Annotated in this window: 29 protein-coding genes and 1 tRNA gene; 17 read left to right on the top strand and 13 right to left on the bottom strand. The window is 71.9% G+C overall.

Annotated elements, in window-relative coordinates; genetic code table 11:
* Positions 1-20: 20 nt before the first annotated feature.
* The 10 genes from HLK59_RS29190 (at position 21) to HLK59_RS29145 (ending at position 6,337) form a co-directional block, all read left to right on the top strand.
* On the top strand, positions 21-581 hold the full coding sequence (locus HLK59_RS29190; protein ID WP_171144531.1) for a hypothetical protein: 561 nt from the start codon (positions 21-23) through the stop codon (positions 579-581).
* A complete protein-coding gene (locus HLK59_RS29185) occupies positions 578-874 on the top strand; it encodes a hypothetical protein (RefSeq protein WP_171144530.1) in 297 nt (98 codons plus the stop codon). The genes HLK59_RS29190 and HLK59_RS29185 overlap by 4 nt, the downstream gene beginning before the upstream one ends.
* A gap of 50 nt (positions 875-924) precedes the next feature.
* Complete coding sequence (locus tag HLK59_RS29180; protein WP_171144529.1) at positions 925-2,304, top strand: AAA family ATPase; 1,380 nt, start codon at positions 925-927, stop codon at positions 2,302-2,304.
* Between the two features lie 143 nt (positions 2,305-2,447).
* Positions 2,448-2,738: a hypothetical protein gene (locus HLK59_RS29175; protein ID WP_171144528.1), complete on the top strand. Its 291-nt coding sequence runs from the start codon at positions 2,448-2,450 to the stop codon at positions 2,736-2,738.
* Positions 2,739-2,923: 185 nt separating this feature from the next.
* Positions 2,924-3,121 carry a hypothetical protein gene (locus HLK59_RS29170; protein WP_171144527.1) on the top strand — a complete coding sequence of 66 codons (198 nt, stop codon included), beginning with the start codon at positions 2,924-2,926 and terminating at the stop codon, positions 3,119-3,121.
* The gene (locus HLK59_RS29165) at positions 3,118-3,411 is read left to right on the top strand and encodes a hypothetical protein (protein WP_171144526.1); all 294 of its coding nucleotides are present in this window, start codon (positions 3,118-3,120) and stop codon (positions 3,409-3,411) included. The genes HLK59_RS29170 and HLK59_RS29165 overlap by 4 nt, the downstream gene beginning before the upstream one ends.
* A complete protein-coding gene (locus HLK59_RS29160) occupies positions 3,408-3,782 on the top strand; it encodes a hypothetical protein (protein WP_171144525.1) in 375 nt (124 codons plus the stop codon). The genes HLK59_RS29165 and HLK59_RS29160 overlap by 4 nt, the downstream gene beginning before the upstream one ends.
* Positions 3,779-4,240, top strand: coding sequence for a hypothetical protein (locus HLK59_RS50515; RefSeq protein ID WP_206327719.1), 462 nt, complete (start codon positions 3,779-3,781; stop codon positions 4,238-4,240). The genes HLK59_RS29160 and HLK59_RS50515 overlap by 4 nt, the downstream gene beginning before the upstream one ends.
* A gap of 394 nt (positions 4,241-4,634) precedes the next feature.
* On the top strand, positions 4,635-5,843 hold the full coding sequence (locus tag HLK59_RS29150) for a phage major capsid protein (protein WP_171144524.1): 1,209 nt from the start codon (positions 4,635-4,637) through the stop codon (positions 5,841-5,843).
* Positions 5,843-6,337 (top strand): hypothetical protein, encoded by a 495-nt coding sequence (locus HLK59_RS29145; protein WP_171144523.1) that lies wholly within the window; start codon positions 5,843-5,845, stop codon positions 6,335-6,337. Before HLK59_RS29150 ends, HLK59_RS29145 begins: the two co-directional genes overlap by 1 nt.
* A gap of 217 nt (positions 6,338-6,554) precedes the next feature.
* Here the strand turns inward: HLK59_RS29145 and HLK59_RS29140 are convergent, their stop codons facing one another.
* From HLK59_RS29140 to HLK59_RS29125, 4 genes are all read right to left on the bottom strand, one after another.
* On the bottom strand, positions 6,555-7,961 hold the full coding sequence (locus HLK59_RS29140; RefSeq protein WP_171144522.1) for a Cys-Gln thioester bond-forming surface protein: 1,407 nt from the start codon (positions 7,959-7,961) through the stop codon (positions 6,555-6,557).
* A 248-nt stretch (positions 7,962-8,209) separates the two neighbouring features.
* Entirely contained in the window at positions 8,210-8,677 is a 468-nt protein-coding gene (locus HLK59_RS29135) for a single-stranded DNA-binding protein (RefSeq protein ID WP_171144521.1), read from the bottom strand.
* A gap of 192 nt (positions 8,678-8,869) precedes the next feature.
* Positions 8,870-10,762: a YfjP family GTPase gene (locus tag HLK59_RS29130; RefSeq protein ID WP_171144520.1), complete on the bottom strand. Its 1,893-nt coding sequence runs from the start codon at positions 10,760-10,762 to the stop codon at positions 8,870-8,872.
* Between the two features lie 3 nt (positions 10,763-10,765).
* Positions 10,766-12,373, bottom strand: coding sequence for a dynamin family protein (locus HLK59_RS29125; protein ID WP_171144519.1), 1,608 nt, complete (start codon positions 12,371-12,373; stop codon positions 10,766-10,768).
* 321 nt (positions 12,374-12,694) lie between these two features.
* On the opposite strand from HLK59_RS29125, the gene HLK59_RS29120 reads away from it, so the two are divergent.
* Positions 12,695-12,767, top strand: a tRNA-Arg gene (locus HLK59_RS29120).
* Between the two features lie 304 nt (positions 12,768-13,071).
* Positions 13,072-14,031 (top strand): D-2-hydroxyacid dehydrogenase family protein, encoded by a 960-nt coding sequence (locus HLK59_RS29115; RefSeq protein WP_171144518.1) that lies wholly within the window; start codon positions 13,072-13,074, stop codon positions 14,029-14,031.
* Positions 14,032-14,035: 4 nt separating this feature from the next.
* Here the strand turns inward: HLK59_RS29115 and HLK59_RS29110 are convergent, their stop codons facing one another.
* Positions 14,036-14,581: a DUF2087 domain-containing protein gene (locus HLK59_RS29110; RefSeq protein ID WP_171144517.1), complete on the bottom strand. Its 546-nt coding sequence runs from the start codon at positions 14,579-14,581 to the stop codon at positions 14,036-14,038.
* 222 nt (positions 14,582-14,803) lie between these two features.
* Here HLK59_RS29110 and HLK59_RS29105 point away from each other — a divergent pair, with 222 nt between their 5' ends.
* The gene (locus HLK59_RS29105) at positions 14,804-15,085 is read left to right on the top strand and encodes a chaplin (RefSeq protein ID WP_171144516.1); all 282 of its coding nucleotides are present in this window, start codon (positions 14,804-14,806) and stop codon (positions 15,083-15,085) included.
* A gap of 80 nt (positions 15,086-15,165) precedes the next feature.
* Here the strand turns inward: HLK59_RS29105 and HLK59_RS29100 are convergent, their stop codons facing one another.
* The 8 genes from HLK59_RS29100 to HLK59_RS29065 form a co-directional block, all read right to left on the bottom strand.
* Positions 15,166-16,032, bottom strand: coding sequence for a tyrosinase family protein (locus HLK59_RS29100; RefSeq protein ID WP_171144515.1), 867 nt, complete (start codon positions 16,030-16,032; stop codon positions 15,166-15,168).
* Positions 16,016-16,486, bottom strand: coding sequence for a tyrosinase family oxidase copper chaperone (locus HLK59_RS29095; RefSeq protein ID WP_171144514.1), 471 nt, complete (start codon positions 16,484-16,486; stop codon positions 16,016-16,018). Before HLK59_RS29095 ends, HLK59_RS29100 begins: the two co-directional genes overlap by 17 nt.
* A gap of 106 nt (positions 16,487-16,592) precedes the next feature.
* Positions 16,593-17,108 (bottom strand): hypothetical protein, encoded by a 516-nt coding sequence (locus HLK59_RS29090; protein WP_171144513.1) that lies wholly within the window; start codon positions 17,106-17,108, stop codon positions 16,593-16,595.
* Between the two features lie 117 nt (positions 17,109-17,225).
* On the bottom strand, positions 17,226-17,810 hold the full coding sequence (locus HLK59_RS29085; RefSeq protein ID WP_171144512.1) for a vitamin K epoxide reductase family protein: 585 nt from the start codon (positions 17,808-17,810) through the stop codon (positions 17,226-17,228).
* Positions 17,810-18,307 (bottom strand): DUF5949 family protein, encoded by a 498-nt coding sequence (locus HLK59_RS29080; RefSeq protein ID WP_171144511.1) that lies wholly within the window; start codon positions 18,305-18,307, stop codon positions 17,810-17,812. Before HLK59_RS29080 ends, HLK59_RS29085 begins: the two co-directional genes overlap by 1 nt.
* A 185-nt stretch (positions 18,308-18,492) precedes the next feature.
* Positions 18,493-18,780, bottom strand: coding sequence for a hypothetical protein (locus HLK59_RS29075; RefSeq protein WP_171144510.1), 288 nt, complete (start codon positions 18,778-18,780; stop codon positions 18,493-18,495).
* A 213-nt stretch (positions 18,781-18,993) separates the two neighbouring features.
* Entirely contained in the window at positions 18,994-19,725 is a 732-nt protein-coding gene (locus HLK59_RS29070; protein WP_171144509.1) for a hypothetical protein, read from the bottom strand.
* Positions 19,726-19,965: 240 nt separating this feature from the next.
* Positions 19,966-20,205 (bottom strand): chaplin, encoded by a 240-nt coding sequence (locus HLK59_RS29065; RefSeq protein ID WP_171144508.1) that lies wholly within the window; start codon positions 20,203-20,205, stop codon positions 19,966-19,968.
* Between the two features lie 295 nt (positions 20,206-20,500).
* On the opposite strand from HLK59_RS29065, the gene HLK59_RS29060 reads away from it, so the two are divergent.
* The 4 genes from HLK59_RS29060 to HLK59_RS29045 are packed head-to-tail and all read left to right on the top strand — an operon-like array spanning position 20,501 to position 25,568.
* On the top strand, positions 20,501-21,586 hold the full coding sequence (locus HLK59_RS29060) for a DUF3344 domain-containing protein (RefSeq protein WP_171144507.1): 1,086 nt from the start codon (positions 20,501-20,503) through the stop codon (positions 21,584-21,586).
* 51 nt (positions 21,587-21,637) lie between these two features.
* A complete protein-coding gene (locus HLK59_RS29055) occupies positions 21,638-22,813 on the top strand; it encodes a glycosyltransferase (RefSeq protein WP_171144506.1) in 1,176 nt (391 codons plus the stop codon).
* On the top strand, positions 22,810-24,234 hold the full coding sequence (locus HLK59_RS29050) for an exopolysaccharide biosynthesis polyprenyl glycosylphosphotransferase (RefSeq protein ID WP_171144505.1): 1,425 nt from the start codon (positions 22,810-22,812) through the stop codon (positions 24,232-24,234). Before HLK59_RS29055 ends, HLK59_RS29050 begins: the two co-directional genes overlap by 4 nt.
* A gap of 2 nt (positions 24,235-24,236) precedes the next feature.
* The gene (locus tag HLK59_RS29045) at positions 24,237-25,568 is read left to right on the top strand and encodes an O-antigen ligase family protein (protein WP_171144504.1); all 1,332 of its coding nucleotides are present in this window, start codon (positions 24,237-24,239) and stop codon (positions 25,566-25,568) included.
* The last annotated feature ends 312 nt before the right edge of the window (positions 25,569-25,880 follow it).

Genomic DNA, 25,880 nt, shown 5'->3' with positions numbered 1-25,880 from the left:
CCGTCGAAAGGAGCTTCGCCGTGAAGACTGACACGAACATCCCGCAGAGCGCCACCACCCCCAGCGGTCGCCTGCCCTTCCTCGTCAAGACCGACAAGGACGCAGAGCAGGACGCCGTCCGTCGCTCGGTCGACGCACAGTTCCCGGCCGTCGCCGCGTTCCTCGCCGAGACCGCCCGCGAGCACACCGAGCCGCTGCTCACCGAAGCGCAGCGCACTCTCGTCATGGACGAGGGTCTCGGCGCCCCCCGTACGGCTCCTGTCGAGTCGGCCATGCGCGACATCGACGACACCTTGAGCCCCGCCGAGAACGCGGAACTGCCGCTCTTCGACGCACAGGTGGTCGTCCTCAACTGGAAGCCCAACGGGGAGATCGGGCCTGACGGGCACTTCGAGCCGCGCGGCTCCGTCTACGGCCGGTTCACGAAGGTGTGGTTCAACAGGGGCGCGACCACCGCGACCCTCACCCCGGCGCAGGCTCGGGAGGTCGTCGCCGAGATGCGGGACTTCGCCGGCCGCCTTGAGGCGCTGTGCGAGCGCGCTGACGAGATCGCCGTGGACGACCACGAGGCCCGCGGGTGACAGAGACCGCGTACGAACCGGGAGCGGCGCTACGGCGCCGCCGCCTGGCTGCGTACCGAACCCCGCCGCTGCCCGAGGGCAGCCGCGACCCGCTGGACGAACTCGTACAGCCGCCCGGCGGCCCGAGCACGTACGGGCTGACCGAGGCCGAACTGAGAGCCCACGCCAACGCCTTGATGGCCGACGGGTGGTCGCTCGAAGAGGTACAGGCCCGACTCGACGTAGCCCCCCGCGACGCCTGCTGTCCCCGTCACGGGGAGGCGTCCGACCTCGAACGGATCCCGCGTAAGTGATCGACGAACCACGGCGCCCCGGGGCGTGGCCGAAGGGAGCGAGCCGACACATGCCGGCCCGCGACGCTTCGGCGCTCCCGCAGCCCTTGACGACGATGCCCGACGACGGGTCACAGACGCCCGTCTACCAGCGTCGTCGCCCCGACGACGGGGCGTCGAGCACGCCCTCGGGGCGCCTGTGGGTACCGGACGAACACCGACGGCCCGACCCCGAGACCATGTCGTCAGAGGAGTACTTCGAGGCGCGCGTCAACGCGATGCTCGGGGAGCTGCTCGACTCCGAGGGACTGGAGAAGATCCCGCCCCTTGAGCCCCTCGTGGGCGACCTGCTGGCCCTGAACACCCTCGCTCGGTTCGTCGGCCCGTCCGGCACCTTCAAGTCGTTCATCCTGCTCGACATGTGCGGGCACGTCGGCACGGGCCGCCGCTGGCACGGCCAGTACGTCCGGCAGGGCACCGTCGTGTACCTCGTGGCCGAGGGCGAGCAGGGCGTACGCAAGCGCGTCCGCGCATGGGAGCAACACCACGGCGTCCACATGGCCAACGTGCTGTTCCTGCCTCGCCCCGTACAGGCCATGAGCCCCGAGTGGGACGTCTTGATAGAGGTCATGGCCAGGGTCCGGCCCGCGCTGATCGGGATCGACACGCAGGCCCGGGTGACGCAGGGCGTCGAGGAGAACTCCGCGAAGGAGATGGGCCAGGTCGTCGACCGCATGGACAAGCTGCGCACCGCCACGGGCGCGTGCGTGGCGGTCGTGCACCACACCGGGCACGTCGGCGAGCACGGCCGCGGTTCCAGCGCGGTCAAGGCGGCGTTGCAGTCGGAGGTCAAGATCTCGCGGAAGGGCGACCGACTGTCGAACACCGTCCTCACGATCAAGTCCGGGAAGCAGAAGGACGAGGACCAGGACGACGACCTGCTGTTCCAGCTCACGAAGGTGAGCCTCGATGGCGAGTACAAGCCCGACGGGCGCCCCGTCACCTCCCTCGTGCTCACGGCCGCCGGCACTCTGCCCGACACCGGCCCGGCCGAGGGCACCGTCGAGTGGATCGCCGCCCGCCTGGACGCTGCGGGCGTGCCCAACGACTACGGCCGCCGCCGCCTGGCCGACGAGTGCCAGCGGCTCGGCTTCCGAGCCGGGAACGAGAAGCTGAACGAGGTGGCCCGGATGCGCCGGGACCGGACCCCGAACCGGTCCTACTCGGCGGTAACCATTCCGGTCCCGAACCCCAGGACCGAGACCGGAGTCACCCCTGATGAGACCGGTCCCGGACCGGTCGGAGGACCGCACCGGACCACGCCCCACGGACCGGTGGTCCCCTCCCCTCTCCTAGGGAGGGGACCGGCGGGACCGTCATGCACCCAGTGCGGGACCCCGCTCGACGCCGAATGGGCGGCACAGGGCAACGACCGACACGTCATGTGCTGACCAACAGCCCCACCACCAACAGCCCCGGGCGGACACCGCATGGACGGGACACGCCCCCGAGACGGACGGAAGTGACCAAGAACGTGACCACTGACGGATTCCCGCAGGTCAGTGCGGGTGCAATGGGAGAGAGGGGCGAACCCATGGCCTCAGAATCGGGTCAAAACGGTGTCCCCGAGCAGGGCGCACAGCACGTCGACTCGGGCCTCGTGAGCGCGCTGTACGCCGCGCTCGGGGAGCAGGGGGCCGCATCACCCGCCACGCTCGCTCTCGCGGCCCGCGCAACGCCCGCGGACTGGCGGGCCCTCGAGGGCCTGCTCGCCCTGGAGCGCGAGGCGCTGCGGGCCGAGTACGCCGCGCTTGCCCGCGCGTTCGTCGCGGCCGGCATGGACCCGACCGCACACCTGCCCGAACTGGGTGAGCCGTACAGCTAACCACTCCCCTCCCCCACCGCCGCCCCTCCCCGTTGGTGCGTTGCCGCAGGTCGCAGCAACCAACCAACGGGACCCGATCGGGGTTAGGTGCACACCGCACCAAACGCAAGACGGCGCCGCCGCAGTGCAGCAACACCGCGACGACGCCTTGATCAGCCCGTCCGACTACACCGGAGGACCGACCCGTGCAGAACCCTACCCAGGCCCGCGCGTACGTGGACGCCACGCACACCATGGCGCTGGAGACGCTCGACGACTACGTCTCCTCACTCGACGTGAACCCGCTCGACACCCTCACCGAGGACACCCGCGAGGTGGTCACCCGGGGCGTCCGCATCACCACCCTGGTCCGCATCGAGCGCATCGGAGGGCAGCAGGCGTGACCGCTCCGAAGGATTTCGCCGACGCCCTGCCGGCCATCCAGTCCGCCCTTGTCGCCGTCGCCCGCGCCTCGTTGCGCGGGCGCCCCGCCCCGGCCGAGAACGGCCCCGCCGCCAGTTGCAGGACCGTGCTCATGGTCGACGGCCTGCGCGTCGTCGTCGAACTGGCCGCGTGGCCTGACGGCGACTGGCCACAGATCGACGCCACGATGCCGGTCGGCCAGCAGTTCACGCTGCTTCGCCAGGCACGCCAGGACGAGCAGCGGGGGCACGGCAGGGGTGAGGGCGAGTGAGCGCCCCTCGTACCGTCACGCTGGCCACCGTCGACCACGGCGACGTGACCGTGCCCGAACCGGCCTGGTGCACCGGCCACGCCGACCACCTGCCCGGCCACCGCGCCGACATCCTCCACAAGGGCGCGGACCTCACCCTCGCCTTCCGCAGCGGCGAGATCCTCACCGCGGGCCTGGCTCAGTCCCCCTACGCCACGTCCTCGGACCCCGAGACCGGCGGACCCACGGTCGGCGTCTCGGTCTACCCGCCCGGCCGGACGCTGACCCCGACCGGCCTGTACGACCTGGCCGCAGACCTCGACAGCTACGCCGACCGGTTGCGGGACCTCGCCGACCAGCTCACCGCGATCCTCGCCGGGGTAGCCGAGTGACCGCCCTCGTGCGCCGGCCGACCGAGCACGCCGCCCTCGCCGCGGCGTGCCGGTCGCCCCGCCGACTCCCGTCCGTCCCTGCCCTCATGGCCGCGCTGCTCGACGCGCACGGCCGCGGCGACCGCGAGGGCGCCACCCTGGCCGCGCACCGCGTGGTGCGCGCCGCCGGTCCGGAGGAGATCCCCATGTCCGTCACCACCGCCGCAGCTGCCGCACTCGCCCGGCAACGGCAGCGACTCGCCCCGGTCGGCTCCAACGAGCGCAGGGCCGCGGGCGTCGCTGCTGTGCTGCTCGACTCGGCTCGCACCCATGCCGGGGCCCGCCGCCTGCTCGCCCAGCACCGCGTCCCCGAGGACGTGCATGCCGCCGTCCTCGCCCTGCTCGATGAGCTGGCCACGCCACGCGAGGGCGACGACGCCCCGTCGTCGGGCGTCGTCGCCCGTCCCGACGGGCCGTAGGACGGCCGTCCTACGCCGGTACGACGCCGTACGACGCCCGTCATACGCCCACCCGACGCCCGTCCGACGACGGCCCGGGTGGGCGTCGTCATGTCCCGACGACGGCGAATTGCAGCCCCCACCTGTCCGACAGGCTGTAGACGATCTATCCTCACGACATCCGGGCGGCCGGGACCGGACGTGAAAGCCCCCGGCCGCGTCTGGGTGTCGCACCCGCCCCGGTATCCCCGGGGCGGAACCACCCGCAGGCGGGTCCCCGTACCGCCCGTACAAGCCACGGGCGCGGCGAGCCTCGTACAGGCCCCGCGTAGCCGGTAGCGCCACCGGCCGTGAACAAGGGCGCTCCTCTTCGGTGACGCGCTCAGCCGCGCGCCGTGGCTTGCAGGAGCACACCATGCAGCACCTCCCGACGCCCGTCGTCGCCCCCGTCGGACACCGTCGCGACGGCCGTCCCATCTACCCGATCAAGGGCGGAGCCGAGACGCTGGAGCAGCGCCGCGACCGCATCACCCGCCAGCTCGAAGACCCGAATTTCAGCGGCGATGTTCAGGCCCTGCTCGACGAGGCCGCCGAGGTGCGGCAGATGATCGAGCGGGACGCCCGCCTGAACCGGCTGCGCGAGCTCGGGGCGTCGGACGACGTGCGCAGCGTCCCCGCGGGCGCCGCGGCCGAGGACTTCCGCAGCGCCCCGGAGTTCGAGGCGTACCGGCGCGGTGGGTACGCGGGCAAGGTCAAGGTGGAGGTGCGCGCCACCATCACAACCGGCACGAACGGCGTGGCCACCATCGAGCGGCCCGCCGGCGTCAAGCAGGTACAGCCGGACTATCCGCTCACCGTGGCCGCGCTGTTCGCGTCGGCGAGCATGAGCGGCTCCGTCATCGAGCAGGTGGTAGACCTCGGCACGGGCACGCTGGCCGCCGCCGAGGTGGCCGAGGGCGCGGTCAAGCCCGAGTCGTCGATCAACCTGGACACGGTCAGCGTGACGCCGAAGACGGTCGCGCACTGGGTGAAGATCTCCCGGCAGGCGGCCGACGACAACGCGCAGCTCACGGGCTACATCAACAACCGGCTCATGTACGGCCTGGCCAAGCGGCTGGACCAGCAGCTCATGAGCGGCAACGGCACGGGCGCCAACCTGCGCGGCCTGCTCAACACGACGGGCTTGAGCACCTACACCCCGGCCACCGGCGAGACGCTGGCCAAGGAAGTGGCGATCCGGAAGGCCATCACCGTGGCGCAGATCGCCGGATTCGCACCCACGGGCCTGGTGATCCACCCGACGGACTGGGCTGACGTCGAGCTGTCGGAGACGACCGACGAGGCGTTCAGGGTCAACACGAACATCCAGAGCGCCATGAGCCCGCAGCTGTGGGGCGTGCCCGCGGTCGTCACCACGGCCGTGCCCGCGGGGACATTCCTGATCGGCGACTTCGTGCAGGCCGCGACCCTCTACACGAGGCAGGCCGCCACGATCCTGATGACCGACTCGGACGGCGACGACTTCATCAGCAACATCCTGACGATCCTCGCGGAGACGCGCGTTGCCCTCGCGGTCGACGTGCCGAAGGCGGTCGTCAAGGGTGCCTACGTGCCAGCCGCCTGATGGGGCGGCAACTGGCCGAGGACACCCGGCAGGCCAGAGCGCTGGAACTGGCGGCCGCAGGTAAGACGTACTCGGAGATCGCAGTCGAACTGGGCTACGCCGACAAGTCGGGGGCCCGGAAGCTCCTACAGCGGGCGCTCGCGGCCCGCGCGGACCCGTCAGCGGCTCAACTGCGCGTCATCCAGGGCGTACAGCTGGAGATGCTGATGCGGGCCGTCTGGCCAAAGGCCATGCAGGGCGAGACGGAGTCGGTACGCGAGGCCGTGCGCATCTCCGAGCGCTACTCGAAGCTGCATGGTTTGGACGCGCCAGCCGTGCACAAGGTCGACATGCAGCAGCGTGACGAGCGGATAGCGCGGATCAAGGCGATGGCCGAGCAGTTGGTCGAGGATTTGGAGCGGGATGCGGTCACATCCGCGGTCACGAACGTGACCGAACTACCCGCGCCCGACCCGTATGACGACGAATATCCGGACGATCCCGAAGCAGCGTAGGCGTACGGCGGGGTCCCGAAACGAACCCTGCCGAACGGCGCTCGGCTGAGATGTACTCAGCCAAGAGAAACCGTCCGGCAGCTTGAAATCTGGCAGTGGGCAGATACACCCCATCTTGCCGTACGTCCATCCCCGGACGGAAACCAGTACTTCAGGACCCCCGCCCGACCACTCCACTCGGTGACCGTTCCGTCACGGGGAGCTGAAGGGCGGCTTCTCAGTGCTGCGTCGGCTCGCTCTTCTTGCGGACGAGCACCAGCGCCGCCCCACCGAGCACGACCAGGCCGATGGCCACCCCCGCGATCACCGGCGTCGCGCTGGAGCTGCCCGTCTCGGCGAGGTTCGTGCCGGACACGCCGCCCACCGTGGCCGGGCTCGGCTCGCTGAGGGTCTGGACCGTGTCCCCGGTCTCGGCACCCTGGGTCCGGCAGTCGAGGACGCCGGTGAAGCGCTTGTCGAGGCCGCCGGGGCCGGTGATGGTGAAGTCGTACGCCTGGTCCTCCTGGAGCGGGACCGTCACCGTCCGCGACGCACCCGCCGGGATGCTGTACTCGACGCCCAGCAGCTCGAACGTGAAGGCCTCGTCGCCCTCGTTGGCCGCGGTGATGTCCACGCCGCTCTCGGCGCAGTTCTTCGCCGCGGACAGCGCGGGTATCGCCCCCTGCTCCGCCCATGTCGCGCTCGCCGTCGCCGAGACCGTCGACTCGCTGGAGCCGGCCAGTATCTGCGTCTGGCTGCGGCTCTCGGAGGCGAAGGCACGGCCCACCGGCACGGTGGTGGAGGCCTGCACGGCCAGTTCGGCGGAGCCGGCCGCCGCGTCCTCGGGCACGTCGAAGAACAGCTCGCCGCCGCTCCTCACCGACGTCAGCGGCTCGCCGTCCTTGCCCACGATCCGCACCCCGCTCGTCTCGGCGTCCGCGGGCGGCGTCACCGTCACGCTGTTCGCGTCGGTACGCACCGTCACCGGACCGAGCAGACCGCCCGGGCGGCCGGAGACCGCGGCGGGCTCCAGGGTCAGCGACGCCTCGGGCTCCGCCAGATCGCGCGCGCTCTGCTGGAGGTAGTCCGCGAGCCTCTCGGCCTGCGGATCGACGGCGTCGACGTCCACGGAGTCCGAGTAGCGCCAGATGGCCACCTGCGTACCGGCCGCCGCGTCCTGCTCGGTGAGGCCGCTCGCGACACCCGCCTTGGCGGCGAGCGCCGCGAGGTCGTTCACCTGCGGGTAGGAGTTCTGAAGGATCCAGCGGATCTTTCCCGCGTCCTCGTTGACGCCCAGCGAGGTCCCGCTCCAGGGCGTCTCGTGGTACTTGGCGTCCTGCTGCGTGGGGGTGTGGAGGTCGACGCAGTACGTCTGCAGGGTGCCGCCGCCGTCGACGGACATCTCGAACAGGCCCGCCGACACCTCCAGGTCCCCGGATTCGTCGTGGATGACGGCCGCGCCGTACGTCTTCAGGCTCCCCATGGTGGCGGTCGCCCCACCCTGGTTCTGCGCCGTCGCGTCGGCGGCGGCGGCCGGGCCGGCACCGGCCGTCAGCGCACCGGCCGCGACAAGCCCGGACACCAGCGTCGCGGCGGCGCCGCGGACCACCCCTCGCCTGCACGCGGACAACAACGCAGAAAACACAGAATTCCCCTTCGAGCAGGACCCGTTGACGTGGGGGGAACGGTCCCACCAGCAGAATCAGCAGCACCTGGAGCTATGCCCGGCATCCTAGGTACGTGCTCGCACCACGGTTCCCGGTGATGCGCTCGGGCGGCCGATCCGACTCGGAATCGTTATCGCCAAGATCGCCCTTGAGCAGGGCTTATCGACAAATCCACCCGGTCGTTCGGTGCGCATTCGCCGATAAGCCGCAGTTCGGTCCGCTGACGTCACATCACCGCGACCGGCTCCCGCTCCTGTTGATCGGCTTGGTCGGCCGCAGCGCCGACCGACGTCTCCCAGTTCGGTTCCGGCTGCGAGGAGGCGCCGGCCGTCTCCTGTTTCGGCCCGCGCCGGAAGGCGGAGGTGCCCCGCGCCATGTCGTGCCCGATCGCCACGGCGTCGATGTCCGCCGAGGTCCAGTTCTTCCCGTCGTGCACATCCGTACGGATCTTCAGCCGGCCGTGCACGATGACCGGCTCCCCCACCGACAGACAGGCCGCCACGTTCGCGGCGAGCTGCCGATTGGCCCACACCGTGAAGAAGTTGGTGTGCCCGTCCTTCCACTCGTTCTTCTCGCGGTCCAGATAGCGCGCGGTCACCGCCATCCGGAACCGCGCCGACGAACCGTTCTCCGTCTCCCGGAACACCGGCTGCGTCGCCACGTTCCCCACCACACCGACGATCGTCTCGTTCATCTCGAACCCCTCCCGGATACGCCGACGGGCCCGTCCCGTACGGCTGCGTCTGCTTCGCCGACCGCGTCCGCCGCGATCGCCGTGAAGCCAGACTGCCTCCGCCGGCACGAGCCCGCCGAGCGCTGTGGACCACCGGCCCACCTGGGGAAAACTCCGCCACCCGAACGAGCGACGCCCCTCACCACCGGCGCGTCACCGCACCCCGGCCTCCACCCCCAACACCCTCCCGTACTGCTCCCGGACCTCCCGATAACGCAGCAACTCCGCCGCCACCGGATCCAGCACCCGGGCCCGCCCGCACCCGGCCGCCGCCTCCCTGAGCCGCCGCTCCGCCTCCATGCCGTACCGCCGTGCGGGTCCCCGCGCCGCCATCCGGCAGCCCCACTCCACGAGCGGCCCGCCGATGATCCCGATGACCATCAGCAGCACCGGCACACCCAGGTTCGGCGCCAGGAACCCGGCGATCTGCCCCACCAGCCACAGCCCGCCGACGATCTGAAGCAGCGTCATGGACGCCTGCGCGAACACGGCCGCCGGCCACCACCCCGGCCGCGGCGGCCGGCCCGGCGGCAGTCCCGCGCGCGCGGCCAGCTCGTCCAGCGCCTCGGGCAGCCCCTGCGAGCCCCGTGCGGCCGCCTCCCGCACCGCCTGCGCCCACGGCACCGGAAGCCCCGCCGAGGCCCGGTCGGCCACCGTCCGCACCGCCTGCTCGACACGCTGCCGGGCCGTGGCCTCCTCGTCGGCCTGGGCGCGCAACGGGAGGCGTCCGGTGGGTGATTCGACCCGGTCCTGGTACCACCGCCACAGCCGCAGCCACGGCGTCCCGCACGCGCGGTTGGCGTTGCGCAGCCACGCCCGCTCGGCCGCCTCACCGGCCGCCGTCGCACCGACCGCGTCCGCGAGCCGTTCGGCGAACTCGTCCCGCGCCTCCTCGCTCAGCCCGGTCCGCCGCCCGGTGGCGTAGACGGGCCGCAGCCGCCACGCGGCGGCGTCCACGTCGGCCGAGATCCGGCGGGCCGGCGCGCCCCGCTCGGTCACGAACTGGCCGAGTGTCTCGCGCAGTTCCCCCACTCCGTCCCCGGTGAGCGCGGACAGCGCGAGCACGGTCGCGCCGGGTTCGCCGTACTCGCCCAGGGCGATCCCGTCCTCGTCGAGCAGCCGCCGCAGGTCGTCGAGGACCTGTTCGGTGGCCTCCCCGGGCAGCCGGTCGATCTGGTTGAGGACGACGAACATGATCTCCGCGTGTCCCGCCATGGGCCGCAGATACCGTTCGTGCAGCACTGCGTCGGCGTACTTCTCGGGGTCGACGACCCAGATGACGGCGTCCACGAGGTCGAGGATGCGGTCCACGTGCTCGCGGTGCTGTACGGCCGCGGAGTCGTGGTCGGGCAGGTCCACCAGGACGAGCCCGCGCAACTGCGCCTCCATCTCGGCGTTCTGCACCGGACGGCGCCTGAGTCGCGGCGGGATGCCGAGCCGCTCGATGAGGCTCGCCGCGCCGTCGCTCCAGCTGCACGCGATGGGCGCCGCGGTGGTCGGACGCCGTACGCCCGTCTCCGAGATGGTCACCCCGGCCAGCGCGTTGAACAGCTGTGACTTGCCGCTGCCCGTCGCCCCCGCGATGGCGACGACGGTGTGCTGCCCGGACAGTCTGCGGCGGGCCGCCGCCTCGTCGAGCACCCGGCCCGCCTCGGCGAGCGTCCGGCTGTCGAGCCGCGTCCGGGAGAGCCCCACCAGCTCGCGCAGCGCATCGAGCCGCGACCTGAGCGGCCCGTCGTACGCGAGAGGCGCGGCGATCTGCGCACCGGAACCCCGTGTCTCGACCACGACGACGGGCTCCGCCGTGGCGGTGTCGGTGACCCGCCGGGCGATCAGCCCGTCGTCCCACGTGTCCGAGGAGTCCGAGGGATCCGTACGGTCCTCCCCGCGCGCGTGCTCGTCACCCGGCCCCTCGGGCTCGTCCTCCGCACGGTCCACGGCGTCCCCGGTCTCCACGGCCTCGTCCTCCACCGGCATGCCGTCCTGGTCCTCGGAGACGGCGTCCTGCGCGTGATCGGTCTGGTCCTCGTCAGTGACGGCGGTCACCGGTCACCTCTCCTTCTGCAGTACGGACAGCGCGGCGATGAGTTCGGCCTGGGGTTCGGGGTGTACGTCGAGGGCGTCGAGCGGCGCGAGGCGGCGCTCGCGTTCGGTGTGGACGACCCGGTCGAGGTGCTCGGCGAGCAGCCGCCCGCCCCGGTCGCGCAGCCTGAGCGCGCCGTGCGCCCCGATCCGCTCGGCGAGCCCCTCACCCGCGGAGCGCGCCCGGCGGCCGCCGAGGAGCGCGGTGGCGACGAGCGCGGCGATCACCTCGGGGTCGGGCGCGACACTGCGGTCGAGGTCGCGCACCTCCTCCTCGGCGAACTCCTCCAGCTCGCGCCGCCACCGTCGTACGGCCATCCCGATCCGGTGTTCGGCGCTCTCCAGGGCCGGGTCCCGGCCGGTCAGCTCGGGGGCGTCCGACGCCGGTTCGCGCCGCCAGGCCTCGTCGACGCGTTCGTCGGCGGCGCTGACGGCGCACAGCAGGAGCGCGGCGAGGCTCTCCACGAGCGCGTCGAGGAGTTCGCCGGCGGAGCAGTCGAGCGGGAAGGCACGCCACCGCTTGAGCGCGTCCCCGGCGAGTACGGCGCCCGCCTGGAGCCGTCCCCGCACGCGCGTGTGCTCGCTGTCGTAGGCCCCGTCGACGGCGGCGGTGAGCCGCAGGGCGGCCGCGTACTGGGCGGCGGCGGCGCCGGCCAGCTCGGGCATCCGGGTCCTGAGCGAGTCGAGGACGCCGTGGGCGGTACGGGCCAGGGTGTGCCGGCGGGCGGCCGGGTCCTGGGCCTGGTGGACGAGCCAGGTCCTGAGCGGTGCGACGGCGGTGGCCGGCAGCAGCCCGCCGCCCCATGCCGACTCGGGGAGTTCGGGCACGGTGAAGCGCGGTACCTCGCCGAGTCCGGCCTTGGTGAGGAGCGCCCCGTACTGCCGGGAGACCTCGGAGACGACCTGGTGCGGCACCCGGTCGAGGACGGTCACGAGGGTGGCGTCGTACTCCTTGGCGGTGCGCAGCAGATGCCAGGGGACGGCGTCGGCGTACCGGGCCGCCGTGGTGACCATGACCCAGATGTCGGCCGCGCAGATGAGTTCGGCGGCCTGGGTGCGGTTGCCGGCGACGAGGGAGTCGATGTCGGGTGCGTCGAGGAGGGCGAGGCCGGGCGGGAGGGTGTCGGCGGTCTCGACGCGCAGCACGCGCGCGGGATCCTCGCCAGGCAGCAGGAGTTCGTCGCTGACGTCCTGGTGCGGCACCCACACGCGGGTGAGGTCGGGCAGTACGCGCATTCCGCTGAACCAGTGATGGTCCTCCGGATGGCACACCAGCACGGGCGTCCGCGTGGTCGGCCGCAGTACGCCCGCCTCGCTGACCCGTCTGCCCACAAGGGAGTTGACGAGGGTCGACTTGCCGGCGCCCGTGGAACCCCCCACGACGGCCAGCAAGGGCGCTTCGGGTTCCCTCAACCGGGGCACCAGGTAGTCGTCGAGCTGGGCGAGCAGTTCGTCGCGGTTGGCACGCGCGCGTGGAGCCCCCGCAAGGGGCAGCGGGAAGCGTGCGGCGGCGACACGGTCGCGCAGGGCGGAGAGTGCGTCGAGCAGCTGAGGCCGTACGTCCAAGGTCACCACATGCGAAGAATGCCCAATTTTAGGGGATTTCTGAAGCATATGAGCATGTCTGCGCGCCGATAGAACACAAGGGGACGGAAGGGACGACTGGGACAACGGCACAGTCCAGGCATAACGAGTGCACAACACCCGGGGCGTGAGACGCCAAAAGCGATGCACGATTCGTACCTGCCTGCGATTATCAGGACCGCTTCACTGAACCTCCACATTGAGCCACGGAGGCGAAGCAGCAGGGACAAGGATCCGGGAGCCCTATCCTTGTCCCCGGCAACGTCACGGATCAGCCCACACCCGGGCACCACGCACGAGGCCACCACACCGGCCCCCGTAGCTCAGTGGATAGAGCAGGCGCCTTCTAAGCGCTTGGCCGCAGGTTCGAGTCCTGCCGGGGGCGCCTTTTTTTCTCGCTCTCCTCCGGGAGGGCTTTTTTGTTGGCCGGAGCGTGTCCGGCCGCGCACGGCAGCGCGCCGCCCCTCCCCCGGGACCCGCTGTCCGGGGTCCGGAAGTCGCCCGAAAATACCCCCGACCTTTTGTGCGTCTTCAGCCGGGTGGAGCGCTTTCATCCCCGGCTCCGGAATCGCGTGCCCTCTTCCCTGGGCAGCCGAATCCCCTTGCCGTACGCGGCGTACAGTCGATCTTCTCGGCCATGAAGGACCGTGCAAGGACAGAAGGACAGAAGGACAGCGAGAGGACCGACGTTGCGCTTGCGTTGTGCTGTGCTCGACGACTTCCAGCGGGTGGCGACCGAGGTCGCCGACTGGTCACCGGTCGCGGACGACGTCGAGGTCGTCGGCTTCGACACCCACCTCGACGACGAGGACGCGCTCGCGGAGGCGCTCGCCGGGTTCGACATCGTGGTCACCCTGCGGGAGCGGGTGCCCTTCCCGGGCTCCCTCATCGCCCGTCTGCCCCGGCTGAAGCTGCTCGTCGCCTCCGGTATGCGCAACAGCGTCATCGACTACGCCGCCGCCGAGGCGCACGGCGTCACCGTGTGCGGCACGGCCAGCTCCTCCACCCCGCCCGTCGAACTGACCTGGGCGCTGCTCCTCGGCCTGGCCCGCGGGATCGTCGAGGAGAGCAACACCCTGCGTTCGGGCGGCCCTTGGCAGTCCACGGTCGGCGCCGACCTGCACGGCCGCCGGCTCGGTCTTCTCGGGCTCGGCAAGATCGGCAGCCGGGTGGCGCGGATCGGTCTCGCGTTCGGCATGCACGTCAGCGCGTGGAGCCAGAACCTCACCAAGGAGTACGCCGACGAGGTGGGCGTCGAACTCGTCCCCTCCAAAGAGGACCTCCTGCGCGACAGCGACTTCGTCTCCGTCCACCTCGCCCTGAGCGACCGCACCCGCGCGCTGCTCGGCCCCGCCGAACTCGCCCTCCTCAAGCCGACGGCGTACCTCGTCAACACCTCCCGCGCGGCGATCGTCGACCAGGACGCCCTCCTCGCCGCACTCCACGCGGGCCGTGTCGCCGGAGCCGGCGTGGACGTCTTCGACGTCGAGCCCCTGCCCGCCGACCATCCGATGCGCACGGCCCCCCGCCTGCTGGCCACACCGCACCTGGGCTATGTGTCGCAGGCCAACTACCGGACGTACTACGGCCAGGCCGTCGAGAACATCCGGGCCTACCTGGCGGGTTCACCCGTACGGCAGCTGCCCTGAAGGCTCAGGCGGCCCGTCGGTAGATCCCCTCGCTCCGGTGCAGATGGCGCAGGTCCACCAGATGCCGCCGGAGCGTCACATGATCGACGTCGCCCTCCTCGCACCAGCCCCGCAGCTTCTCGTCGACGGCCCGTTCGGGGTACTCGACGCCCGGCTCGAAGGTCTGTTCGGCGATGTACCGCAGGACGAGCTTCTTACGGGTCCACTGCGCGGGCAGCCGGACCAGCCGCCCTTCACGGACGAAGGTCCGCAAGGTGCGCTCGTCCCGGGAGCCGGGGTCCTCGGAGGCGGGGTCCTCGGAGGCCGGCTCCGTCCGCTCCACACGCGCGGCCTCCCGGAACACTTCGTGGGCGACGCGCAGTTCGGCGCCGTCCCCGGAGGTCACCACGCCCTGCTCCCGCAGCTTCAGCAGCGCCAGGGCGGCCTCCTTGGCGGACAGCCCGGCCGCCCGCGCGACCTCCTCCGAGGTCTCCGCGCCCAGGGCCACCGCCGCGAAGGCGCGCACCCGGGTCTCGTCGGTGAACAGACGCATGAGTCGGTCGGTAGCCATGCCGGGAGGCTAGTTGAGGGCTCTCGCCCGGAGCCAAGGGATTTTTCCCGTCCCCCCGGTGCTTTCCCCCCGGCGCCTTCCCCGCGGTGCCGGTCGGCTCCCGTTCTTCAAAAAGGGTGATCCGCACATGATCGCCGTTACCAGCCGTGGGTGGCGGCGTTGAACGGGAAGTGCGGCGGCGAGTCCTGCTGTCGTGCTCACCGATTCACTAAGGAGAACGTGATGTCTCGCATCGCGAAGGCTGCCGGAGTCGCCCTCGGCGCCGGCGCCGTGGCGCTCGGCAGCGCCGGTATGGCCATGGCGGACGCGGGCGCCCAGGGTGAGGCCGCCCACTCGCCCGGCGTCGGGTCCGGCAATGTCGTCCAGGTCCCGGTCCACGTCCCGGTCAACGTGTGCGGCGTCACCGCGAACCTGGTCGGCCTGCTGAACCCGGCCTTCGGCAACTCGTGCGCCAACGTCAGCGACGGCCCGGACGACAAGAGCGCCTACGGCTACGGCAGCTGACGCTCGGTCAACCCGAAAGGGCCCCGGCACTCCGAGCGCCGGGGCCCTTCCGCGTGCCCGCCTCGTCGTCCACGACCGGGTCAGGCGTACCGGTAGATCGCGCTCACGTCCTCCAGCGAATCCGGCGTCACGTCCCACGGCGGCATCTTCTCGTGCCGCGCGACGATCCGCCGGTACTGGGCGCTCCCGACGGCCGGCGGCTTCGCCGGCAGATAGCGGGTGCCCTGGTGGCGCCGCTGCCAGCGGTACCACTGGAGGTCGACGAAGGCGTGGTGCATCCAGAAGACCGGATCGTTGACGGACGCGCCGCCCACCATGGCACCGCCGACCCAGCGGTGCACACGGTTGTGGTTGCGCCAGGCGACCTGTCCGCGCCCGCTCCCCCACCCCTCCAGCCGGTTGCGGAACCCCTTCGTGGCCGTCGAGTCCCAGGGCGGGACGTCGTAGACCGGGTCGTCGAGCGCCGACTCCAGCTCGCCCTTGGTGGGCAGCGTGATCGGATCGCGGACGCGCCCGAGGTCCCGGGTGAGGTACTCCTCGTCGGTCACGCCCTCCTTGATGGTCCAGCTGCCGCCCGCGTAGGCGAACGGCCCGGTCATCACCTGCCGGTCCGAGGACCGTCCGGTGCCGCCCAGCAGGTCCTTGGTCCAGGGCGCCGAGCTCGCGCCGCGGTCCTTGGTCCAGTCCCAGTACGGCACGGTCACCGACGGGTCCACCCGGCGCAGCGCCCGCTCCAGGTCCAGCAGGAAGCGCCGGTGCCAGGGCAGGAAGGACGGCGTCATGTGGGCCGCACGGAGTCCGCCCTCGCCGTCGGTGACGTAGAAGTCGATGTGCGTCCGTACGAACTCGTCGTACTCTCCCCGCCGTTTGACCTCCAGCATCGCGTTCACGAACCGCCGCTTCTCGGCGTTCGTGAGCGTGCTCGCGTCCTTACGGATGTACGCCATGGTGTCCCCCCATGTGTGTCTCGCGCAGTTGCTGCCCCGGCCTCAGCTCGTCGACGGCGGCGCGGGTCGCGTCGAGAGGTGTGTCGTAGGACCGGTAGTGGTCGACCATGCTCAGCCAGGTGCCGTCGGCCCGGCGCATCAGATGCAGGGGCCGGCCGTCGACGGTGACGTACCACCGGGCGCCGCCGGAAGCGCGACCCGCGGAGGTCCTGACGCCGTGGACACGACGGCCCCGGTACGTCTCCTCGAAGCCGAGCGCGCCGGGGTCGTCCCCCTTGCGCGGCGGCCGGGAGGCCGCGACGAGCGGGGCGAACGCGAGGGCGCCGACCCCGGCGAGCAGGCCCCGCAGCACATCCCGCCGCCCGCCCCGGGCCGAGCCCGGTCTGGCCTGGCTGTCCACCCCGGGCTCCGCGCCCACCGCCCCCACGGCCACTCCGCCGACACTGACGACCATCGTGTGCTCCTCGTCCGGTTCGGTTGATCCGTAGCGGTAACCGCGAAGAAGCCCGCCCGGTCACCGTCCGATGGTCCGAGCGGGCTCCTGGGAGCGAACGGCGGCCCTACAGTCCGGGGCCCATCACCAGGTCCGCGGCCGGCACGGTCTGCAGGACCGGCGTGAGAACGCCCACCTGCGGCAGCTTCGGCTCCGGCAGGCCGAAGTTGTCGGCGTTCGGCGCGGTCAGCGGGGCGTCCAGGGTCAGGCCCGGGGCCAGCGTGCGCAGGTCGGAGGCGGGGGCGCCGACGCCGACGTGGTCGAAGTCGTCGCCGAGGAGGTGCGGCAGGGGTGCGCGCAGACCCGCGCCGGGCAGTCCACCGCTGACCGGCAGCTGCGGGATCACCCGCTCGGGAAGGAGCCGCCCCTCGACGTACTGCGGGCCCTCGGGCGCGCCGGGCATCGGCAGCGGGATCTCGCCGCCGACCTTGGGCAGCTCCACGTTGAGGGACTTCTCGATCCCGTCCAGCGGCACCGGGACGGGGACCGTGTCCACCGCGGCGGCGGGGGTCGCGGCGGCACCCATCGCAGCCGCGACGCCCGTGATGACGGCGGCAATGGTTCCTCGGGTGGTCGACTTCATCTCAGGTACGGTCCCTTTCCGGATTCAGTGGCTCAACGTCCGTACCGCGTAACGATCCTGGAACAGGCACCAGTGCAAGATTCGCCCGACTGCCGCAGTAGTACGACCGCTGAATTGTCAGCTCGTCCAGAAGTCCCACCAACGGGTCAGGATCAGCATTCCGACGATCCCCAGGTGCAACACCGCGACGACCCAGGTGAATTCACCGAAGAAGGACCTCAACCAGCCCGGCGTGGGCAGGAATTGGTTCCGTACGACGAACGACGTCACGTACCAGAACAGGAGGATGGTGGCGGCCCACGCCAGACAGCACCACAGACACAGGGCGTTGATCCGGTACAGCGACTCGAATTGCAGCCAGGACACGAATCCGACGCCGAAGAGACAGCCCGCGTCGAAGGCGATCCAGTACCAGCCGGGGAAGTGCGCGCCGGCCAGCAGGCTCATGCCCACACCGATGACGATGCCGTAGGCGACCAGGCCCAGCATCGGGTTGGGGAACCCGAAGGCCGAGGCCTGGTCGCTCTGCATGACGCTGCCGCAGGACACCACGGGGTTCAGGCTGCAGCCCGGGGTGAAGTCCGGGTCCTCCAGCAGCTTGAACTTGTCGATGGTGATGACCCAGGAGGCCAGCAGTCCGGCGGCCCCCGTGATCACCAGCAGTACGGCGAACGCGCGACTGCCGCCCGCGGTCCGTGTCATCAGCCGCGCAGGCTGCGGGCCGGGAGGACGATGTGCGCGGCCGCGTTCAGGGTGTCGTCGGCACCGGCGAACTCGGCCAGCGCCTCGGGCTCGATGGGCTTGCCCGGCTCGGCCTCGGGCCACGGGCGGGTGGTGAACACGAAGTAGGCGAAGCCTCGTTCGGCCACCGCCTCCAGCCACTCGGCCGGCGGGGTGCACTGGGCGTTGAAGCCGGGCATGTTGACGACGGCCGTACCCGCCTCGACGAGCAGGCTGACCGGCAGGCTGGAGCGGGCGTTGCCGTCGACGAGGTCGCCGCCGACGGGCAGGCCGTTGTTCTCCAGCAGCGCTTCGACGGCGGCCGTGGAGGCCTCCGGTCCGGCCGCGGCGTCCCCGAGGGTGTAGGCGAGGAGGTAGGGCATGTGGCCGTCGGGGGCATCGCCGCTCCAGGCCATGACGACGAGCGTGCCCAGGTCGGCGGCGTTGAAGGGGCGGGTTTCGCTTCGGGTTGAGGTCACCGCGCGACCATATCGACGGGCCGGAACACCACCGGGCCCGTTCTCACCCGACCGGGCGATGCCCCGCACACGGTCCACACGAACGAGGGACGCGCCCTCGAACAGCGCGAAGAACAGCACGAGGAACAGCGCGAAGGGCCGGTTCCGTGCGCCACGGAACCGGCCCTTTCGACGAGAGCGATACGTCAGCCACCCAGCGGAAGGCCACCGATCAGACCGCTGTTGTTCAGCGTGGCGGTCGCGCCCTTCACGGTGTTGAGCACGGAGTCCTTGTTCTCGGTGTCGAGCGCGTTCGACTGGTGCTGCAGCGGCATCACGTCGGCGGGGGCGAGCTGACCGCTGGTGAGCGAGTTCACGGCGCCGGTGAGGCTGGTGGGCGTGACGTCGGCGGGGCTGTAGGCGAACGCGGGCGCGGCGGCACCGGCGAGGGCCACGGTACCGGCAACAACAGCGGCAGCCTTCAGGGACTTCATCGTGTTCCTTTCTTCGGCAACTCACGTCACCAGGGAGAATTCTGACGCCGTGCCTAACGATCCCCGACCGGCCCGGAAACCCCGTACGCAGAAAGTTTCTGCAACCCACCCGTTGGGATTCCCGGGGGCTATTAAAAAGCAATAGGAAAACAGAACAGCCGTTGTGCCGGTCCGTTCGACCGGCACAACGGCTGGGGTGACGACTGCTTCGCCTCAGGAGGCGGGCAGGGGCAGCGGGAGCGGCACGGGCGGCACCGGCACCGGCAGGTCCACCGGGAGCGGCAGCGGGAGTCCGCCGCCCAGCAGCAGCGCGAGGATGGCGTTGAGGAGACTGCTCACCACCGCCGTGGCGGCCGGGACCACCTTGGTGGGGTCGCCGGAGGTGGCCGCCGCGAGCAGCTCGCTGACCGCCGTCTGAAGAGCGGTCAGCGCGTCACCGACGGCGTCGGCGGACGGTGCCTTGGCGTCGTCGGCACTCTTGTCCGCGGGCAGCGGGAGCGCCGGCAGCGGCACAGGCACGGGCAGCGGCAGCGGGGCCTCCGGCGTGGTCGTGGCCGGCGGGGTCGTCGGCACGGTGGTGGCCGGCGGGTCGGTCGGCAGCGGCACCGGCACGGGCACCGGAACCACCGCGAGGATCTTGGCGATGGCCGCCTTGAGCGCGTCCAGGAGCTGCGTCGCCAGGTCGGGGGAGATCTGCCCGTCGTCGGCCTTGAGCACGGCGTTCAGCACGTCGGTGACCGGGGCGAGCAGGCCCCCGAGGTCGCCCAGGGTCTTGGTCTGCGCGAGGAGCCCGTCCACGCCGGGGAGAGGCGCCTTCGCCGCCTCCTCTACGCGCTCGCGCTTCGACTCGCTGTCGACGGCGACCGCGGCTGGTGCGGTGATCCCGATGAGGAGGGTGGCGGTGACGGCGGCGGACGCGAGACGTCGTGCGGACAGAGCACGCATGGAGGATCCCTTTCGGTGTGGGTTGATCTTGTGCCCACCGTGAAAGCGCTCACTGCGCTCCGCAACCGAGCGGAATCGCTCCGTAATCACCGGCTTCGGACGTCACCCCTGGTGAGACGGCATGTCGGGGCCCGCTCACCATGCCGCCGCCCCCACCCCCCATTCGGGGCAAGCAAACCGGCCGCCCTCCCGTGGGGGAACCACGGGAGGGCGGCCGGCAAAGGGCTTTGCGCGCGGACGTCAGTCGTTGACGCAGGTGTTGCCGAAGGCGGGGTTCAGCAGACCGATGACGTTCACGGTGTTGCCGCAGACGTTGACCGGAACGTGGACCGGGACCTGGACGACGTTGCCCGACAGCACGCCCGGGGAGTGGGCGGCCGTGCCGTTCGCGCCACTGTCGGCGGCGGCGATGCCGGCACCGCCGGCGACGGCCGCGACGGCGGCAGAGGTAAGGACCAGGCCCTTCGCGATACGCGACATGGAGAGGTGCTCCTTGGGGGTTGACACAAACACCCGGGCGGGGATGCCCGGCGCTGTGTCAACGCGCGGGGCGCGCGCGGGTTGTGCCGCCAATGGGGTGATCTCACGAGAGGCCCGACTTCACCATTCCGACACACTTGCCCGGTTTCGACGTATTAATACGGATAGCAGCTAGAGTTGCGGACCTCTTGACGCACCCCTATAGCCAGCAAATCGCACTCATGACGCCCTGGCACCACGACGTGGGCGTGCCACCTCCTGACCCCGCACCTTTTCCCGGAAGGTCCACCCGGTCATGCGCCATTCCCTGCGCCCGTTGCTGCGCCGCGCGACGGTGGGAGCCCTCGCCCTCGCCACGATCTGGGCCCCCGGTGGCGCCCTCGCGGCCCCGCCCTCCCCCGAGGCCGGGCGGCTGCCGTTCGCCGAACGGTTCCGCGCACTCCAGCACGGCGGGATGGTCCGCGCGGCCAACGCCTCCATCAGCTGCCGGGCGGGCACGGCCCAGCCCTCCTGCCCCGCCGTCCGGGACGGCAGGACCGCGGTCAACGGCGACCTCGACATGTTCTACGTCGACGTCGACACCGACCCGAACACCTACAACTCCTCCCGCGCGGAGGTCCGGCTGCCCGAGGGCGCCCGGGCCACGTACGCGCGGCTGTACTGGGGCGGCAATCTCCGCGTCGGCGAGCAGAAGCCGCCGAAGGACAACGGCCGGGTGCTGATCGCGGAGCCCGGCGGCCAGTACAAGGAAGTCCTCGCGGACACCCTGGTCGGCCATCGGGTGGCCCGGGGCGCGGACGCCTTCCAGGCCTCGGCGGACGTCACCAAGCTGGTCCGGGAGAGTGGTTCGGGCCTCTACACCGTCGCCCAGGTCAATGTGGCGATGGGGAAGTCGGCGGCCGGCTCCTGGGGCGGCTGGACGCTGGTGGTGGCGTACGAGAAGGCGGCGGAACCGCTGCGCCGGCTGGCCCTGTGGGACGGCTTCGACACCCTCGGGTCGGCCCAGGAGATCCGGATCCAGAAGCTGGGCTTCCCGAAGGGCGCCTCCGGACGGGCGGGACTGGTCGCCTACGACGGCGACCGCGGCCGTACGGGTGACTCGCTCACCCTTTCGACCGGGGCGACGGGCCGCAGGGCACCCACCGTGCTCACCGACTCCGCCAACCCCCGTACAGATGTGCTGAATTCAACGATCAGCGAGCCCGGATCGACCCCCTCGCAGCGCGTCCCCTCGTATGCGAACACCCTCGGCTACGACTCCGACGTGTTCGATCTCGGCACGGCTCTGCGGCCCGGTGGTGACCAGCTGGCCTTCCGGCTCGTTTCCCAGCGGGACGCGGCGTGGGCCGGCGCACTTTTCGTCGCCGTCGACGCGCAGTGAGGCGCGTTCCCGCCCGTCCCGAGTGCCATCCGTGAGCGAGGAAACCGCGCAATGCACCAGTCAGCAACCGACCCTCGGCCACGGGTCCTTCACCTCACACAGCCCGTGGAGGGCGGGGTCGCCCGGGTCGTGACGGACCTGGTGCGAGCCCAGCTCGCGGCCGGGCTCCAGGTCTCGGTGGCCTGTCCGGACGGCGCCTTCGCCGACCGGCTGCGGGAGCTGGGGGCGGACGTACGGCGGTGGCGGGCGACACGGTCGCCGGGACCGTCGCTCGTCGCAGAGGTACGGCGCCTCACCCAGGTGATCGAAGAGGTACGGCCCGAACTGGTGCACGCGCACAGTGCGAAGGCCGGTCTGGCCGGACGGCTCGCGGTGCGCGGCCGGGTGCCGACGGTGTTCCAGCCGCACGCCTGGTCGTTCGAGGCGGTCGGCGGAGCCACCGCGGCACTCGCACTGAAGTGGGAGCGGTGGGGGGCGCGTTGGGCCTCCCGGGTGGTGTGCGTGAGCGGTGCGGAGCGCACGACCGGCGTACGCGCCGGGATCGCCGGGCGGTGGAGCGTCATCCCCAACGGCATCGACCCCGCCCGCTTCCACCCCGCCGCCGTGGGCACCGTACGCGCGTCGCTGCTGCCGGACGTCGATCCGCAGGCCCCGCTCGTGGTGTGTGTGGGACGGCTGTGCCGGCAGAAGGGGCAGGACGTCCTGCTCGACGCGTGGCACACCGTGCGGGAGCGGGTGCCGCGGGCCCGGCTGGTGTTCGTCGGCGACGGACCCGACCGCGCCCGACTCGCCGCGCGCGCACCGGAGTCGGTGCTGTTCGCGGGGGCCGTCACCGACACCGCCCCCTGGTACCAGGCCGCCGACCTGGTCGTCCTGCCCTCGCGCTGGGAGGGCATGGCGCTCGCCCCGCTGGAGGCGATGGCGTGCGGGCGGCCGGTCGTGATGTCCGACGTGGACGGCGCCCGGGAGAGCCTGCCGCCTGATCTCGCACCCCGCTGCCTGGTACCGCCGGGGAATCCGGCGCCGCTCTCCGCCGCCGTCGCCGAGCTGCTGCTCGACCCCCTGCTGTGCGAGTCGCTCGGCCATCAGGGGCGCCGCCACGTCCTGTCCACGCACGACGTGCGGCTCACGACCGAGGCGGTGGCGGGTCTGTACCGCGAACTGCTCGGCACCGCAGCCAAGTCCGTTGCCCTGCCTACCGAGTACAGGGAGTCCATCCACTCGTGACCGCCGAAAGTACCGTCCCCTCGCCCGGCGGGCAGCCACGGGATCACGGATTCTCGCCCGTCTCGGTCATCCCGTCGCGCGGCGCTGCCGGCGGGTTCCGCTTCCCGCACCGCCGTCCGCAGCCCCGGCCCGCCTCGCCGGTGCCGCTGCTCGCCGCGGACCTGGCCGCCGCGCTGCTCGGCGCCCTCGCGCTCACCGGGACCGCGCACCACCCGCTGCTCGCGGCCCTGCTGGCCTCCGCCTCGATGCTGCTGCGCCCGCACCTGCCGCGCGCGGTGCCGGGCGTCCTGGACGAACTGCCCGCCGTCTGCGGCCGGATCGCGGTGTCCTGGCTGGCGCTCGGCGCGCTGGTCGCCGCGTACGCCCCGCAGCACGCGCTGCCCGCCGACACGCTCGCCCTCGGTTTCCTGCTCCAGTCGGCGGCGGCCTGCGCGGCCCGCGGAGCCGTGCACTGGCGGCGCCGCACGGCCTCGCTGAACCGGCCGCGCGCCGCCCTCGTCATCGGCCCCGCGACGACCGCGCAGCGCGTGGCCGCGGGCATCCTGCGCCACCCGCGCTGCGGGGTGCGCCCGGTGGGTGTCGTCGCCGAGAAGCCGGACGGCAGCGAGGGCCTGCCCGTGCTGACCGCCGGCGAGGAGGTCGAGCGGGCGCTCATCCAGAACGGCGTACGGGACGTCCTGGTCGTGCATCCGTCCGTGCGTTCCCAACAGGGGCCGCTGCTACGGGCGTTGGCCGAGTCGGGCTGCGCGGTGTGGGAGGTCGACGCGGACTCCCCGTCGTACGCCTCCCGTGACCAGCTCGCCGGATTCGCCTGCCGCCGCCTCGACATGGGGGGCCGGCGGCGGGGCAGCTTCGGCAAGCGGGTGCTGGACGTGCTGGTGGCCGGGACCCTGTTGCTGCTGGTCAGCCCGCTGCTGCTGGTGTGCGCGGTGGTGCTGCGGGTGACCGACGGCCGCGGTGTGGTGTTCCGTCAGGAACGCATCGGCAAGGACGGCCGCCCCTTCACCCTCCTGAAGTTCCGCACCCACCGCCCGGTCGACGAGCACGAGTCGGCGACCCGCTGGAGCGTGGCGGACGAACGCCGGATGTCGTGGTTCTGCCGCTTCCTGCGCAGGACGTCCCTGGACGAGCTGCTCCAGCTCTGGAACGTCTTCTGGGGCGACATGAGCCTGGTGGGGCCGAGGCCCGAACGCCCGTACTTCGTCGCGAACTTCAGCCAGACGTACCCCGGATACGCGGCCCGCCACCGCATGCAGACCGGCATCACCGGTCTCGCCCAGATCCACGGCCTGCGCGGCGACACCTCCATCGAGGACCGGGCCCGCTTCGACAACGCGTACATCGACAACTGGTCGCTGTGGCAGGACATCTGCATCCTGGCCCGCACCGCCGCCACGCTCGTGCGTCCGACGGGGAGTTGAGCATGGACCACGTCCGGAGATACGCGCCGATGCTCCCGGTGGTGGCGGTGATCGCCCTGCTGGGGCTGCCGATCGGACCGGGCGGCGAGGGGGGCGCGGGGCCCGCCGACGCGGTCTCGGCGCTGGTGGTGCTGTACTGCGGGATCCTCCTGGTACGGGATCGGCGGCGCCCCCTGTCGCGTACGGCGGCCGTGGTGCTGGGCCTGCCGGTGCTCGGGCTGGCGATCGCCGCCGCGGGGGCCGCCTCGCCGGGGGCCGGGATCACCGGCATGGGCCGCTATCTCCAGCTCTTCGTCCTCGTCCCGGCCGCGGTGCTGCTGCTGATCCGGGGCCGGGGCGATTTCCGCGTCCTGGCCTGGTCCTTCGTGGGGCTCGCCCTGTGGCAGGGGGCGATCGGGGTGCACCAGTTCCTGACCGGGACCGGTGCCTCGTACCAGGGCCAGGAGATCCGTGCCGTCGGCACCTTCGGGGCGCAGGACGTGATGGGCATGGCGACGGTCGTGTGCTTCGGGCTGGTGTGCGCGGTGGGGCTGGCGCTGGGTCGGACCCCGGTACGGCACCGGGTGATCGCCGCGTGCTGCGCGCTGGCCCTGCTGATCCCCCTCGCCCTGTCCTTCAGCCGCGGGGCGTGGATCGCCACGGCGGTGACGTGCACGGTGCAGCTGGTGCTGGCCGGGCTGCGGCGGGCACTAAAGGTGGGGGCCGTGGTGGCGGCGCTGGGGGTGATCCTGGTCGGCGGTTTCGGGGTCGGTTCGGCGATGCTCCAGGAGCGGATCAGCAGCATCACGCAGGTCACCGACGCGCCCGACCAGTCCGTCACCGACCGGTACACCATGTGGGCGGCGGCCGTCGGCATGTGGCGTGAACAGCCGCTGACCGGCGTGGGGTTGAAGGGATTCCCCGAACACCGGGACGCGCACGCCTCGCTGGCGCTGTCCGCGGGCAGCGACACCGAGGGCGCGGGCGCGGCCTTCCGCAAGCAGCCGCTGCTCTCCCCGCACAACATGTACCTCCTGATCCTCGCCGAACAGGGCCTCATCGGCCTCCTCGCCCTCGCGGGCGGCTGGCTGGCCCTGCTGGTGTGCGGGCTGCGGGGGCTGGCGCGGGTACGCCGGTCCGGTCCGGGGCTCGACTGCGGCCTGGTCGCCTGCGGCTTCCTGGTCTGGCAGCTCACCGACTTCGCCTACGCCGACATCGGCGGACCCTCGACGGTACTGACCGCGGTGTGCTTCGGCCTCGCGGCCTGGTGGGCCCTGGTCGGCAACGACTCGAAGCAGCCCACGGCGACACCGGCCCCGGTACCCGACCGCGCCGAGGAGGCGGCAACCCGATGACGGTGACGCCGCCCCGGACCCCTGGGGACCCGGCGGGCTTCCCGAGCGGCCGTGCCGCGGGGGCCGCCAGGGCGACCGGGGTCACACCGGGCGCACCGGGCGCACCGGGCGCACCGGGCCGACGGAACACGGAAGCCACCGAGACGTCCGGCCAGCAGCCCTCGGCCTCGCGGAGCACGAGGGCTTCCGGGGTTTCGCCGGGCGCCACGAACGGCCAGGGGGCAGGGCCCGGCGAGGCTTCGGGGCAGGACATGGGTCCTCGGAGCGCCCGAACATCCCGGGTTCCGTCGGGCGCTCCGAGGACCCATGTCC

This window comes from Streptomyces sp. S3(2020) (assembly GCF_013044505.1).
GTDB lineage: Bacteria > Actinomycetota > Actinomycetes > Streptomycetales > Streptomycetaceae > Streptomyces.
The sequence above is the reverse complement of the archived record's forward strand: the minus strand, read 5'-3'. Positions and strand labels throughout refer to the sequence as shown.